The sequence below is a fragment of the Burkholderia sola genome (genome assembly GCF_905400185.1).
Lineage (GTDB): Bacteria > Pseudomonadota > Gammaproteobacteria > Burkholderiales > Burkholderiaceae > Burkholderia > Burkholderia sola.
The window spans coordinates 1,278,429-1,292,597 of sequence record NZ_FR989676.1; the positions used below are offsets into that span (position 1 = coordinate 1,278,429).

Sequence of the window (14,169 nt, forward strand, 5' to 3'; positions counted from 1 at the left end):
GGGCGGTACGTGTCAACGCGCGTGCGCGCCGGGCGTCGATTTCAACGCTTGGTGCGTTGCTTGCGCGAGCAACGATCGGCGCTTCGATGCGTTCGCGCATGACGTCCGCACAGCTTCGAAACGCACCGTACTCGCCGTGTCCACCAGCCGCGTTACCCCGGATTTTTACGACATTTTTTCTTGCGACGGCGACCGGCGCGCTCCTAGACTTCGGGCATCTTCACCACGGAGCATGGCCATGTCGATACCCTGGAACGCGATCGCCGAACGCACCCCTGCCGCGCCGCCTTCCGCGTGCGCCGATCGGGTGATCGTCCGGCGTTTCGATCCGGCAATCGACAGCTATGCGCAACTCACGCCGATGCTGCATCGTGCGTTCGCGCGGCTCGGTGCGATGGGGCTCAACTGCACGTGCGTCGATCAGGACGAAGACGTCACGCGCCGTCGCGCGGAAGCGGGCGAGTGTTATGTCGCCGTATGCGGCGGGCGTGTCGTCGGCACGGCCACGCTGTATGCGACCGATCCGTCGTCGGCCTGCTCGCTGTATCGGCGCGAAGGCGTCGCGAGCGTGCGCCAGGTGGCGGTGGACCCGACTTGCCAGAGTCGCGGGATCGGCGCGTTGCTGCTGTCGTTCGCCGAGCAGTGGGCCGCGTTGCGCGGCTATGCGTTGCTCGCGCTGGATACGCCGCATCCGGCTTCGCACCTGCTGGCGTTCTACGGCGCGCAGGGCTTCGAGGTGGTCGACGTGATGCGCTTTGCCGGCAAGCGCTACGACAGCGCGATCCTGTGCAAGCGGCCCGTTGCACGTGCCGCGCGGCGCGTGTCGCCGGCGTCGCGGCTGGCGGCGCGTGTGGCGGCCGTGCGGTGGATCATGCATGCGTGGGCGCCGCGCGTCGTCGCGACGGGCCGGCGCGAGTCGGGCCTGCGTCGCGGCGGAGGTTTCGCGGCGCGCCGCGCGGCCGGGGCGGCCAGTTGCCGGTCGTCGCCGTGGCGACCGCGTCAGCACGGCCGCTTCGTGGCCAGAGAGCGGCGGGCGGGTTCCGATTCGCGCCGCTGACGCGTCGCATCGCCTTCACGTAAAGACGGGCTCGGGCACTCGATGAATCGGTGCGACCGCGCATGGCGATGGCCCAAGGAACCGGCCGGCGCGTCAAGCGGCTCGCAAATGCGTGTGGACGTCACTCGTCGCGGCTGCGCGTGTCGCCGCCGCCTTTCGCGACGCGCCACGCGATCGCGCCGAGCACGCCGACCGCAACGATCAGCGCGCCCCACAGCACGTAGCGACGCCCGGCGTCCGCATCGGCGGCTGCCGCCGGCGCGACCGCCGACACGGGTAGCGCCGCGCCGACGCGGGCCGGCCGTATTTCGGGCGCCATACCGACCAGCAGCGCGTCGCGGCTCACGGCCGACGACATGAGCGATGCATCGCCCACGCCGAGCGTAAATGGCGGCGTGCCGCGCGCGACGAAGATCAGCGCGGCCGGATGCCAGCCGATCGCGACCGCTGGCCGGCCGCCGCCGAGCCCGCCGTTGCGCATGTCGACGACGATCCGCCACGCGCGATCCGTATTCGCCGCGAACTCGAACGGTGGATTGCGCTGCTCGCCGCCCTTGCCCTGCAGCCGGAACAGCACCGCGGCCGCGACGTCGCGCCACGGCGCCTGCGCATCGGCGCGGCTTTGCAGCGTCGCGCGCGCGACGGTGTTCGGCTGCGGCAGGTCGATGCGCACGCGGTCGACCGGATACGCGCCGTCGGTGTCGAACAGATACTCGCCCGGCGCAGCGCCGGCGCGTATCCGTACGGCGTCGCGCCACTGGCGCGGCACGGACGCCGTGTCGGCGCCGCGTGCGTCGCGCGGATGCGTGTCGGCGTCGATCGACGCGATCGCCGGCGCGCCGTCGAGCCAGTCCAGCCGCAGGTAGCGCGGCGTCGCACCGTCGAGTGCGATGCGCTCCTGCACCAGCAGGTCGTTGCCGCGGCCGACTTTCAGCAACTGCGTGCTGCCGAGCGGCCGCCAGTTGCGCAGGTCGTCGCTGGCTTCGACGGACACGCGCCCCTGGTAGCTGTCGTCGTTCACGTGCACGAGCAGCGCATCGATGCTGCCGTCGGTATGCGACAGGTCGACGACGTCTGCGCCGTGCCGAGTGCGCGAAGGGGTGGCGACGGCCGCGCGCAGCGCGCCGTCCGGGCCGACCGTCACGCCGAGCGGCGCGTTGCCGTTCTCGGCGCGCGCGGGCGGCAGCGGGAACCAGTGCACCGGCGTGCGCGACGGCGGCACGGCGGGCGCGGCCGGCGCGTCGAGCGAATACGGCACCGGCTCGCCCGCGCCGTTGAAGATCCGCACGTCGCCGAGATCGTCGCGCCGGCTCGCCGCATACACAGGCTGCGGCACGGTGAGCTGGTAATACGCGGCGCTGCCGTCGAGGTCGAGCGCGAAGCGCTGCGTGACGCGCCCGGCGTTCGATGCGCCGTCGGCCGCCGCGAACGACGCGAGCAGGCTCAGCCCGAGCAGGGCGGCGAGTCGTTTCATGGCTGGCCGTCCTGTTGCGCGGCGGCCTTCGGCGGCAGCGGCGAGAAATAGCCGATCAACAGCAGCAGCACGCCGATGCCGATGAACGACACGATGCGCTCGATGCCGGTGACGTGCGACAGGTCGAACAGGAACAGCTTGACGACCGTCAGCGCGAGCAGCGCGGCGCCGACGAACCACAGCGGGCGCAGCCCGCGGCGCGTGGCCCAGATCGTGATCGCGAGCGCGCAGACCGTCCAGTACACGGACACCGATGCCTGCACGAGCGTCGATTCGGCCATCGCGCCGAATGCGTACGGCACGCCGGCCCAGTGATGCAGCGTGCGCAGCAGGATCGCGTTCAGCCACAGGAAGCCGGTCGCGCCGGCCGCACTGAGCAGCTCGACGCGATACGCGCCGAACGACCAGCCGAGCTTGCGCGCGCGCACGAACCACGACGCGGCGAGCGCATAGACGACCGCGAGCACGAGATCGAGCGGGTTGAACAGCGGCACGCGCGCCCAGCTTCCGCCGTCCTGCGTGAAGTTCGCGTAGAAGGTCCACGCCCACATCACGACGATCAGCGGCAGCGACGCGAGCGCGCAGAGGCGGGCGATGCCGTCGCGGCGCGTGAGCCACATCCCGGCGAATGCGAACAGGCTCCAGCCGACCATGAACACCTGCTGGATGCCGAACGACGACAGCACGGTGTCGACGTCGTAGCCGAAGTGGAAGCGGTGATGCAGCGTGCGTAGCATCAGCGCGTTGAACCACAGGAACACGGTCGCGATCGCGAGATAGTCGACGACGCGCGGATGCCACGCGATGCCGAGCGTCTTGAGGCGACGTAGCCACGCGGCGAAGGCGACGAACACGAGACCTTGCGCGATGTCGAGCGGATTGAGCAGCGGCAGCCAGAAGAGCGGCGCTGCGTCGCCGTCGCTGACCGTGCTGGCGAGGCTCCACAGCCACAGCAGCGCGGCGAGCGGCGCCGCACCCCACACCTGGTATGCGCGCGGGAACGCCGCGACCGGCCAGCGCAGCCGGGAGCCGGGGCCCGACACGAGCAGGAGCAGCGTGCCGAAGCCGTACGCCCATGCGCTCCAGCTCCATGCGCCTTCCGGGACGAACGCGCGCAGGCGCCAGAAACCTTCGAGCGACAGCAGCCCGCACACGGTCCAGAACGTCAGCGTATGCAGCGGCGCGAGGATGCGCGTTGCAACGGACGGCGTCGCGCCGTTCGCGGCAGCGGCGCCGGTCGTGCCGCGCGACTGGCGCCACAGCAGCCCAAGCCCCGCGCCGACGGCCACCGGCCACGCGAACGCGCCCATGCCCGACAGTGGCGCTTCGTGCGCATCGAACGCGCGCAGCGCGAGCAGCGCCAGCACCGGCGTGAGCGCGAGTGCGGGCCATTCGGCGAGCGGCCACGCGAGCCGGCGGCGTGCGACGTGCGCGAGCCACGCGGTACCGGCCGCGAACAGCGCGGTCGTATCGACGACGAAGCGATCGGCATGCAGATCGACGTGACGGCTCGCATGGACGAGGATCTCGTGCAGCCCGCCGCTGACCCACCACAGCAGCCCCCACGCGGCAGCCGCGACGCCGATCTCGGGCATCCACGCGTGCCATGCGCGCGCTTCGCCGCGCCCGTGCAGCCACCAGCCGGTGAACAGGCCGGCGAGCGCGATCAGCAGCATCGCGATGGTCGGGCCGTTGAGCACGGGCAGCGCGGTCGCGTCGGCCGGACTCAGCAGGCTCGTGAAGAACGCGCCGGCCGCGGCGACCTGCATCAGCAGCCCGAAGCCGAACGCGAGCAGGCGTTTCTGGCGCACGCCGAGCCATACGACGGCCGCGCCTTCGATGGCCCACGCGGCGCTGGTCGTCGGCCCCGAGAACGCGAGCGGCACCGCGAGCGTCGCGAAGATGACCGCGAGCGCGAGCATCGATTCGAACAGCAGTCCCAGGCGGTCGCGGCGCCGCGCGAGCCATGCGGCGATCGCGACGTAGAACGCCGACAGCGCGACCGCACTCCACGCGAGCGCGAACGGCATGCCTTTCACGAGCGCCGCCTGCAGCGCGGTCGCGACGATCGGCGTGCCGAACACGAGCGTGCCGTCCACGTAGTGTCGCAGCGCGAGTTCGCGTTTCACCGCATACAGCAGCGCGATGCCGACGTACATCAGGAAGAACAGGATCAGGAACGGCTCGGTGCTCGCGAACAGCGCGGGGCGATAGGCGGTCACGCCCCACGCGGAGCCGATCGTGAACGTGAACACGAAGCCGAGCAGGTTCAGCGGGCGCCAGGCCTTGAACCACGCGATCGCGAAGATGCCCGCGTTCAGCAGTGCGTAATAGCTGAACAGCGCGACGTGGTTGCCCTGGCCGGTCGACAGCAGGATCGGCGCGAGAAAGCCGCCCGCACTGCCCATGAACGCGAGCGGCAGCGCGTTCTGCCGCACCGCGAGGAACGCGCTCAGCGCGCAGACCGCGACCATCAGCGGGAACGCGGCGCCGATGGGCAGTAGTGCGTAAAGCTTGGTCGCGGCGAAGATGGTCAGGTACAGGATGCCGACGCCGCCGCCTTGCAGCACGAGGCCGTATGCGGCGCGGCGCGGCCGCACGCGCCAGCCGATCGCGAGCAGCGCGGCCGCGGCGAGCGCCGTGCCCGCGAGGCGGAATTCGATCGGCAGCATCGCGTTGTCGGCCGCGTACTTGAGCAGGAACGCGACGCCGAAGAACAGCACGATGATCCCGACACGCACGACCGTGTTGCCGCCGAGCAGCCAGTCGCGCGCGGCGCCGAACGCGCGTTCGGCGAGGCCGGGTTCGCGCGGCGCGGGCGGTTGCGGTGGGGCAGGGCGGATCGGGGTGGCTTGTGCGGTGGCTGCGGCGTGAGCGTTAGCGTGAGCGGACGCAGCCGAGGTGCGTGCTGCGGTGGCCGGTGCGGGCGGTGTCGCGGGCGTCGTCGTCGAAATGGATGCCGGTGTGTCGGCGCGCACGGCGACAGGTTGTTGCGCGGGCGGTGTCGGGAAGTGTCCCGGCAGCGGCGCGGACGCAGCGTCGGCCGAAGCCGTTTGCGCGATGCCGCCGGAGGTCGCCCCACCGGCCTTCGCGCCCGCCAGTTGAGCGCGCAGCGCGTCGAGTTCGCGTGTGAGTGTGTCGACGGTTGCTTCGAGGCGCGCGACACGCTCGGCGAGCGGTAACGGAGTAGGCGACGTCGTCGCGGCGATCGCGAATGCGTCGGGTGCGGCGCGCGGCTTCTGCAGCTTGCGTTGCCGCAGCGCGTGTCCAAGCCAGAACCCGCCGGCGGCCCCCAGCAGCGAGCCGCTCGCGGCAGAGAAATCCCCGATCAACGCGGCGATGCCGCCCACGATGAAGCCGATTACGGCGAATGCCCAGTTCAACGCCTTGCTCCCTCTCACTATCGTTATCGTCCTTCGATCGCGGATCACACCGGATCGAGGCAGTTTCAGCACGGCCGGCAGGCGAACCGGCATGCGCGCGCCGTGCGGCCGGGCCCTCGTGCGCAAGGCCCGCGGCAACGTCGCGATCGGCGTGTTTGCGGGAATGTATCACAGCGCGCATGCTCCTATTTCCGGGGTTGGCGCGGTATCGCGGCGTGCGCCGTCCGGTGTCGCCATCCGGCTTTTTGCACGGTCATGCTTTTTACTGACGCATGCGGTGGTCGCTTTCGTCTGAATAGATCGACGCCGGAACGGACGTCAACTTGTCGCAAAGCGACGCGTGCCCGATACGGTCTGGCGCAAAACCTCATGCGCCATTCGCCGCGCTGCTGCGCACAAGTCCGGCGGGGGATGCCCGTCATTGCTGGCCGTGCGCGTATTGCGCCGCCGCAATCGGCGGCGCGGCCCGCCGGGCGGGGCTGGCGGGTGTGTCGTATTTGCGCAAGCGTTTGTCGTAATTCGTCGGCAGGCCGGGGTTTTTTCTGGCAACTATGTAGGCACGCTATGACAAGCGCGAGTCCCCGCTACACGAGGAGAAGGTTTCGATGGATGCCCCCAAGGTTGTGGTCGAAGGTCTGTGCAAGGTATTTGGAAGTAACCCGCAGCAGGCGCTCGACATGCTCGCCGCCGGCGCGACGAAGGACGATGTGCTCAAGCGCACCGGCCAGGTCGTCGGCGTGCACAACGTCTCCTTCGATGTGCAGGAAGGCGAAATTTTCGTGCTGATGGGCCTGTCCGGCTCCGGCAAGTCCACGCTGATCCGCCTCGTGAACCGGCTGGTCGATCCGAGCGCCGGCAAGGTGCTGATCGACGGGCTCGACGTCGCGTCGGCGCGCCGCTCGGCGCTGACCGCGCTGCGCCGCAAGGACATGAGCATGGTGTTCCAGTCGTTCGCGCTGATGCCGCATCGCACCGTCGTGTCGAATGCCGCGTTCGGGCTCGAAGTGGGCGGCATGGGCAAGAAGGAGCGCGAGCGCCGGGCGATGGAAGTGCTCGAGCAAGTGGGTCTCGCGCCGTTCTCGCACAAGCTGCCGTCCGAGCTGTCGGGCGGCATGCAGCAGCGCGTCGGCCTCGCCCGCGCGCTGGCCGTGAACCCGTCGCTGATGATCATGGACGAGGCGTTCTCCGCGCTCGATCCGCTCAAGCGCCGCGAAATGCAGGACGTGCTGCTGCAACTGCAGAAGGAGCAGCGCCGCACGATCATGTTCGTGTCGCACGATCTCGAGGAAGCGCTGCGCATCGGCAACCGCATCGCGATCATGGAAGGCGGCCGCCTCGTGCAGGTCGGCACGCCGCAGGACATCATCGCGAACCCGGCCGACGATTATGTGCGCGCGTTCTTCGACGGCATCGACACGAGCCGCTATCTGACGGCGGGCGACCTGATGCAGACGGGCGCCGTGCCGACCATGTCGAAGTGCGATGCCGCGAACGTCGCCGCTTCGCTGAACGGCAGCGCCGACTACGCGTTCGTACTCGATGCCGCACGCAAGATTCGCGGCTTCGTCACGCGCGAGGCGCTCGGTCAGGACACGCCGTCCGTGCGGCCGATCGAAAGCATCCGGCGCGATGCGTCGCTCGAACATGTCGTCGCGCGCGTGGTCGCGAGCCCGAATGCACTGCCTGTCGTCGACGACGACGGCTGCTACTGCGGCTCGGTCGATCGCGCGCTCATCCTGAAGGCCATCACGCGTTCGCGAGGTTCCCATGTCTGAAATGATTCCGCTCGGTACCTGGGTCGACCAGTCCGTTCACTACCTGCTCGACCACGACGCGAAGACGTTCGACGCGATCGGTCAAGCGATCGAGGGGCTCGCGGCATTCGTCGAGCATGGCCTGCAGGCGATCCCGATGTGGCTGATGATGGCGATCTTCATCGGCGTCGGGCTGTGGCGGGTGGGCTGGCGCTTCGCGCTGTTCACCACCGCATCGCTGCTGCTGATCTTCGCGACCGGCTTCTGGGACCAGACGGTCATCACGCTCGGCCTCACGCTGTCGTCGACGATCATCAGCCTCGTGCTCGGCATCCCGCTCGGCATCTGGGCCGCGAAGAGCAAGTGGGTCGCCGCGATCGTTCGCCCGATCCTCGACCTGATGCAGACGATGCCGGCCTTCGTCTACCTGATTCCGGCCGCGATGCTGTTCGGTCTCGGCCGCGTGCCGGGGATCCTGTCGACGGTGATCTTCGCGATGCCGCCCGCGGTGCGTCTCACGAGCCTCGGCATCCGCCACGTGAACCGCGAGATCGTCGAAGCCGGCCAGGCGTTCGGCTGCACGCCGTGGCAACTGCTGTACAAGGTGCAGTTCCCGAACGCGCTGCCGTCGATCATGCAGGGCGTGAACCAGACGATCATGATGGCGCTGTCGATGGTGATCATCGCGTCGATGGTCGGTGCCGGCGGCCTCGGCAACGACGTGCTCGCGAGTATCCAGCGTCTCGACATCGGCCTCGGCTTCGAAAGCGGCCTGTCGGTCGTGCTGCTCGCGATCATTCTCGACCGCATCACCGAGAGCTTCGGCCGCGCGCCGGGCACCGTGAAGGCGCCGCTGTTCTCGGGCCTCAAGCAGCTCTTTCGCGTGAAGACTTCGCCCGCGCAGGCCTGATCTTCGGCGGCCGGACCACGCTCCTGCCGCTCACCCTGAATGGATAACGGCTCCCGCGGCTTCGGCCGCGGGGCTGGCCCTCTACAACCTCCTCGCCAGGAGACCGATGTGACGTCCGCCGTCGCTGTCGCGCCCGCCGCCTGCGTTTCACCGGTTTCGTCCCTCGCCCATTTCGGCTTCCTCACGCTGCCGAATTTCTCGATGATCGCGTTCTCGAGCGCGGTCGAAGTGCTTCGGATGGCGAACTACGTCGGGCGGGCGGATCACTACAAGTGGTCGATCTACTCGCTCGACGGCGCGCCCGCGCATGCCAGCAACGGCATCGCGGTGCGGCCCACGCAGGCGCTCGACTACGACAACCTGCCCGACGTGATGATCGTGTGCGGCGGCATCCGCATCCGCGACGTGGTCGACGCGGGCGCGCGCGATACGCTCGCGGCGCTCGCCGAACGCGGGCTGCCGCTCGGCGGCATCTGCACGGGCGCGTACGCGCTGATGTCGAGCGGCCTGCTCGACGGCTATCGCTGCACCGTGCACTGGGAGAACCTGTCCGCGCTGCATTCCGAATTTCCGCAGGTGGGCTTCGCCGACGAGCTGTTCGTCGTCGATCGCGACCGGCTGACCTGCACGGGCGGCACCGCGCCGCTCGACCTGATGCTGAACCTCGTCGGCATGCGGTTCGGCCAGCAGCTCGCCGCGCAGGTCTCCGAGCAGTTCATCCTGGAGCGCATCCGCAGTTCGACCGATACGCAGCCGATTCCGGTCGACGCGCGCGTCGGCTTCTCGCGCGCGGAGCTGATCGAGGTCGTGCGGCTGATGGAGGCGAACATCGAGGAGCCGCTGTCGCTCGAGGAACTCGCGCGGCTCGTGCGGCTGTCGCAGCGGCATCTGCAGCGCATGTTCAAGGTGTACCTGAACGTATCGCCGACCCACTATTACCTGACGCTGCGCCTGAAACGCGCACGCGACCTGCTGCGCACGACCGACGCATCGATCGCGCGCGTGACGACGGTCTGCGGCTTTCATTCGCCGTGTCATTTCAGCAAGGCATACCGCGCGCAGTTCGGCCATGCGCCGAGCTACGAGCGCCGGCTGCCGGGGCGCTGAACGGGGCAATCATTCGGTCCGCGACGTCGCCGGGATCGCGGCGCGCGGCTTCAATAAACGATCCCGGATTCAAGCAAACGACATCACTTTGAGGAGAAGCAAGATGAAGCGCCTATTGATCGCAGCGGTGTGCGGGATCGGGATGACCGCACCGATGTCGGCCGTCTATGCGGCCGATCCGCCCGTGTGCAAGAACGTGCGCTTCGCCGATGTCGGCTGGTCCGACATCGCGGCGACCACGGGCCTCGCATCGACGATGCTGCAGGGGCTCGGCTACAACCCGACGAAGACGATCGCGTCGGTGCCGATCACGTTCGCGGGGATCAAGAGCAAGCAGATCGACGTGTTCCTCGGCTACTGGTCGCCGACGATGGACCCGATCATCCAGCCGTTCACGAAGGCCGGCACGATCAAGGTGCTCGCGACGCCGAACCTGACCGGCGCGAAATACACGCTCGCGGTGCCCGACTACGTGTACCAGGGCGGCCTGAAGTCGTTCGCGGACATCCAGAAATACGCGGACAAGCTCAACGGCAAGATCTACGGGATCGAGCCCGGCAACGATGGCAACGCGCTGATCAAGAAGATGATCGACGGCAACCAGTTCGGCCTCGGCAAGTTCAAGCTGGTCGAGTCGAGCGAGGCCGGGATGCTGGTCGAGGTGAATCGCGCGATCCGCGACAAGCAGTGGATCGTGTTCCTCGGCTGGGAGCCGCATCCGATGAACGTGCAGATGAAGATCGACTACCTGACCGGCGGCGACGACGTGTTCGGCCCGAACTACGGCGAAGCGAAGGTGCTGACGGCGACGCCGCCCGACTACGCGCAGCGCTGCCCGAACGTCGCGAAGTTCGTGTCGAACCTGCAGTTCACGACGGCGATCGAGAACCACGTGATGGTGCCGATCATGAACAAGCAGGACCCGAACAAGGCTGCCGCCGCGTGGCTGAAGGCGAACCCGGACGCACTCGACAAGTGGCTGGCCGGCGTGACGACGATCGACGGCAAGCCGGGCCTGCCGGCGGTGAAGGCGTATCTCGGCGCGCATTGAGCATGACGCGTCGGGCTTTGCGGCTGCGGCCCGAAGCCTGACGTGAATGTTGAGCCGGGGTAAGCGGGGTGACCTGCTTGCGCCGGTTTTTTGCTACGTGCTTCGTGCTCGCGCCGACGGCGGGCGGGCGATGCGCTAGACTGCTCGATCCCTGATCGAGGAGACGGCCATGGCCCGCAACCCGCTGGATGCATCCGGACGGCAACACGCAGCCGGCACGTGGCCGAATCACGCGACCGCTTCGGTCGACGCAGGCTGCAACCGGACCGTCCGGTGCTTCGACCATTCATTCGCATGAAGCGCATCGAGCAAGTCGTGCTCGCCGCCGATCTCGCGGGCACGGGGGTGTTCGCGATCGAGGGCGCCAATGCGGCGATCGGCGCCGGCCTCGACCTGTTCGGGGTGATGGTGCTGTCGCTCGTCGTCGCGCTCGGTGGCGGCGTGATTCGCGACCTGCTGATCGGCGCGCGGCCGCCGAGCGCCGTGAGCGACTGGCGTTATCCGGCGCTCGCGTTCGCCGCCGGGCTGTTCGCCTTCGTGTTTCATGCGCGGGTCGCCGCGTTCTCACCGTCGCTGCTGACGACGCTCGATGCGGCCGGCCTCGCATTGTTCGCGGTCGCCGGTGCGGTGAAGGCGCTCGAATTCCGTGTCCACCCGTTCATTGCAACGCTGATGGGCGCCGTGACCGGCTGCGGCGGCGGCGTCGTGCGCGATCTGCTGCTCGCGCGGATACCGGTCGTGCTGGTCACCGACATCTATGCGAGCGCAGCGTTGCTCGGCGCGGTCGTCGTTGTGTTGTGCCGGCGACTCGGTTGCCCGTCGGTCGTCGCGGCCGTGCTCGGCGGCGTCGCATGCTTTGCGTTGCGGATGGCGGCGGTGCGGTTCGGCTGGCAGTTGCCGAAAATTGCCGGCGGGGCGTAGGCCTCCGGCTCACGACCCCTTCGTCGCCGCCGGCACGTCGAACACGCCTTTTTCTCGTGTTCAGGGCTATTCGTGTGCTGGATCGTGCTCTGTTCGAACGATCCAGAATTTGAGTAATAGAAGTACATAAAAGTTAGTTATACGAATTTCGAACTCGTATGATTGAAAGCTGCTTCCGGATCGTGCATTTTGGTGGGAGTCAATTGCATCAATTTCACGAAGGAGAATTCGGATGCAGCACAAGCAGAGAATACTTGCGTATTCATCGACTGTCGTCGGCTCATCTGCCCAGCGCGGCGGGCGGGGCAACGAGACCGTCAACTGCCAGACGGTCGTAGTGCCTGCAATCGCATGCGTTGAACGGGAGGATGGCGCATGATCCGCTACTTCCTCGCCGAAGGTGACCGAGGCGGCAGTGCGACGATCACGGAAGGCCTGCCGACCGTCACTTGTTCCAACCCGCCGCCGCGCGTGCATATCGCTACGCTCGGCATGAAAACCTACTGTACTGCTTGCGGGAAGAACGGATTTATCGCGCCGAAAGGGCCGCGATGGCCCGGAACCGGGCCGAACGGCAAACCCTGGGCGTTGAGCGGTGACGTCAACGTTTGTGGATGCAATCCGCCGCCCGTCTTTTATGCCGAGCGTGGCATGAAGATGATATTCACGACCGAGCAAGCAGCTGCATTGACTGAACCGATCCGAAATCACCCTGAATCAGCGTTCGCGGCCAACGACGAGCAATATGTCTTGTGTGATGAGCGAAGCGGTAGGCCGCTTGTACATGTTCAGTACCGCATATACACAACTTCGGGGCGGGTCTTCAGCGGTGTCACGGATTTCGAAGGAAACACCCAGCGTGTAGCCACACGTGGCGCCGAAAAACTGAGGCTCGAGATCATGGAGAATGATGACAATGCCCTGTAACGAATACGTTTGCGCTCACGATTCTGCCGTGACGAACACCGTGCAGGGTTCGAAGCTTAAGGTATTCCTGACACTCAACGGTCCGCCAATCTGCCCGGCCATGACCGACGCGGAATTCAGAAAGCTGATGATGCAACTACGCGATGAGGGCGCCGACCTGGTGAAGGAGCGGCTTGAGAGATTGGCCGAGTGGTCGCCAGAAGAGCGTAGGCGTGTCTGGACGTGGTTCGGCGCGAGCGACCACGAGATTCGCCACCGTCTTGTCACGGGGTTGACGGCCACCCTTGCAGTTATGCGGTCGCTAGGTCCGGCGAACTTTCTGAGAGCTCACCCCGATCTGGATCGATCGCTTGGATGCTTGCCGACCAACAAAAATGTTGGCACTGTTGCGCACGTATGTGGTCCAGACACTGCAACGCGCACAATCAGCATCCACGAAGAATTTTGCACGATTCGTGACAGAAGCCGGGCAGCGACTTCCAAGTTGTCGACAATCATCCACGAGTGTACTCACTTCACAGATACGTTCGGAGCCGGCGATCCAAAGTATGGAATCACACGCTTTCTGCCCGAGTGGGGTCAAAATAACCCAGATATGGCTATTAAAAATGCAGACAGCATTTCGGCATATGTTATCTGGCTTGATTAGCGGCGCAGTCTTATTGTTTGTGACTGGACCTTCGTATGCTTGCGACAGTGTCGAGAGCTTGCCAGGACAAAATTTCGATCTTATGTTCGCGCAGAATTCTGCAGCGGTGAGTGTGGAGCAAGCGAAGAGACTGGAAGCCTGGGTATCGAAAATGCTGTCGCAGTTTCCTGTTCGAGAAGGTGTAGCCGTGAGTGGTGTAGCCGAGTCCGCAGAAATCGAACCCGATGAACTGTCTGTCAGAAGAGCCGAGTCCGCTCAACGGTTGTTGATGCATTTCGGGCTGAAACAGGAGCGCTACGCTGTTCACAGTTATGTCTATCAACGCATGAGTATTCAGGACAATGAGAACGCAAAACGTGCGGAGATAACATTGCTCCCCGGCTGTTCCGACCACTGTTGTATCAATAGGTAATGCATTTCGTGGCGCGACGGCGCATATCCAGGTCTTTTCCTTGCAATATGAGCCGCGTCGCTCATTTCCCCTTCGTCGCCACCGGCACGTCGAACACGCGATCGAACGCCCACTGGAACACGAACGCGTAGCAGAAGAAGAACGCGAACAGCGCGATATCGACGAAGAACGCATCGAACCACGAGATGTCGAGCCACCACGACACGACCGGCACGAGGATGAAGATCAGCCCGCCCTCGAATCCGGTCGCATGCAGGATCCGCCGCCCGAGCGTACGCGCCGGCTGCCGGCGCGATGCTTCCCAGCGCTCGAACAGCGCATTGAAGAGCATGTTCCACAGCATCGCGATCGCCGACATCGTCGCCGACAGCGCGCCCGAGTAGACGAGGTCCTGCTTGAAGATCGCCGCGATCGCGGGCGAGATGCAGGAAATGGCGATCGCTTCGTAGAGCACCGCCTGCGTGATCCTGCGCGATAGGCCTTGCACGGGGTTCCTCCGGTTCGACGGCAACCGCCGCGGCGAC

11 protein-coding genes and 1 pseudogene are annotated in these 14,169 nt (G+C 66.6%); 9 read left to right on the plus strand and 3 right to left on the minus strand.

Translation table 11 applies throughout. From position 1 onward, the window contains the following. Positions 1-238 precede the first annotated feature (238 nt). Complete coding sequence (locus KR541_RS22270) at positions 239-1,057, plus strand: GNAT family N-acetyltransferase (RefSeq protein WP_050012214.1); 819 nt, start codon at positions 239-241, stop codon at positions 1,055-1,057. A gap of 121 nt (positions 1,058-1,178) precedes the next feature. On the opposite strand, the gene KR541_RS22275 is transcribed toward KR541_RS22270, so the two are convergent. Together KR541_RS22275 and KR541_RS22280 are read right to left on the minus strand one after the other, a co-directional pair. Beyond that, positions 1,179-2,531: a DUF3999 domain-containing protein gene (locus tag KR541_RS22275; protein ID WP_050012215.1), complete on the minus strand. Its 1,353-nt coding sequence runs from the start codon at positions 2,529-2,531 to the stop codon at positions 1,179-1,181. Continuing rightward, the gene (locus tag KR541_RS22280; RefSeq protein ID WP_050012216.1) at positions 2,528-5,914 is read right to left on the minus strand and encodes a DUF2339 domain-containing protein; all 3,387 of its coding nucleotides are present in this window, start codon (positions 5,912-5,914) and stop codon (positions 2,528-2,530) included. Before KR541_RS22280 ends, KR541_RS22275 begins: the two co-directional genes overlap by 4 nt. On the opposite strand from KR541_RS22280, the gene KR541_RS36755 reads away from it, so the two are divergent. The 8 genes and pseudogenes from KR541_RS36755 (at position 5,883) to KR541_RS22320 (ending at position 13,233) form a co-directional block, all read left to right on the plus strand. Then, positions 5,883-6,209, plus strand: coding sequence for a hypothetical protein (locus KR541_RS36755; RefSeq protein WP_124654743.1), 327 nt, complete (start codon positions 5,883-5,885; stop codon positions 6,207-6,209). The genes KR541_RS22280 and KR541_RS36755 overlap by 32 nt on opposite strands. A 188-nt stretch (positions 6,210-6,397) precedes the next feature. Further along, a pseudogene (locus KR541_RS22290) lies at positions 6,398-7,689 on the plus strand (quaternary amine ABC transporter ATP-binding protein); the annotation flags it as partial. After that, positions 7,682-8,578 carry a choline ABC transporter permease subunit gene (choW, locus tag KR541_RS22295; protein ID WP_050012218.1) on the plus strand — a complete coding sequence of 299 codons (897 nt, stop codon included), beginning with the start codon at positions 7,682-7,684 and terminating at the stop codon, positions 8,576-8,578. The pseudogene KR541_RS22290 and the gene choW, both read left to right, overlap by 8 nt. 108 nt (positions 8,579-8,686) lie before the next feature. Then, on the plus strand, positions 8,687-9,685 hold the full coding sequence (locus tag KR541_RS22300) for a GlxA family transcriptional regulator (protein WP_050012219.1): 999 nt from the start codon (positions 8,687-8,689) through the stop codon (positions 9,683-9,685). A 103-nt stretch (positions 9,686-9,788) separates the two neighbouring features. Further along, positions 9,789-10,736, plus strand: a complete 948-nt coding sequence (locus KR541_RS22305; RefSeq protein WP_050012220.1) for a choline ABC transporter substrate-binding protein — start codon at positions 9,789-9,791, stop codon at positions 10,734-10,736. A gap of 294 nt (positions 10,737-11,030) precedes the next feature. Then, entirely contained in the window at positions 11,031-11,657 is a 627-nt protein-coding gene (locus KR541_RS22310) for a trimeric intracellular cation channel family protein (RefSeq protein ID WP_216089791.1), read from the plus strand. Between the two features lie 375 nt (positions 11,658-12,032). Further along, positions 12,033-12,584 carry a PAAR domain-containing protein gene (locus tag KR541_RS22315; protein WP_080334163.1) on the plus strand — a complete coding sequence of 184 codons (552 nt, stop codon included), beginning with the start codon at positions 12,033-12,035 and terminating at the stop codon, positions 12,582-12,584. 28 nt (positions 12,585-12,612) lie between these two features. After that, positions 12,613-13,233: a M35 family metalloendopeptidase gene (locus KR541_RS22320; RefSeq protein WP_235356158.1), complete on the plus strand. Its 621-nt coding sequence runs from the start codon at positions 12,613-12,615 to the stop codon at positions 13,231-13,233. Between the two features lie 473 nt (positions 13,234-13,706). Here the strand turns inward: KR541_RS22320 and KR541_RS22325 are convergent, their stop codons facing one another. Beyond that, the gene (locus KR541_RS22325) at positions 13,707-14,132 is read right to left on the minus strand and encodes a PACE efflux transporter (protein WP_089489791.1); all 426 of its coding nucleotides are present in this window, start codon (positions 14,130-14,132) and stop codon (positions 13,707-13,709) included. Between the last annotated feature and the right edge of the window lie 37 nt (positions 14,133-14,169).

Bases quoted from the DNA above. Each gene is read 5' to 3' on its own strand.
- KR541_RS22275 (WP_050012215.1), bottom strand. From the start codon at position 2,531: ATGAAACGACTCGCCGCCCTGCTCGGGCTGAGCCTGCTCGCGTCGTTC.
- KR541_RS36755 (WP_124654743.1), top strand. From the start codon at position 5,883: ATGAAGCCGATTACGGCGAATGCCCAGTTCAACGCCTTGCTCCCTCTC.
- KR541_RS22310 (WP_216089791.1), top strand. From the start codon at position 11,031: ATGAAGCGCATCGAGCAAGTCGTGCTCGCCGCCGATCTCGCGGGCACG.
- KR541_RS22315 (WP_080334163.1), top strand. From the start codon at position 12,033: ATGATCCGCTACTTCCTCGCCGAAGGTGACCGAGGCGGCAGTGCGACG.
- KR541_RS22270 (WP_050012214.1), top strand. From the start codon at position 239: ATGTCGATACCCTGGAACGCGATCGCCGAACGCACCCCTGCCGCGCCG.
- KR541_RS22305 (WP_050012220.1), top strand. From the start codon at position 9,789: ATGAAGCGCCTATTGATCGCAGCGGTGTGCGGGATCGGGATGACCGCA.
- choW (WP_050012218.1), top strand. From the start codon at position 7,682: ATGTCTGAAATGATTCCGCTCGGTACCTGGGTCGACCAGTCCGTTCAC.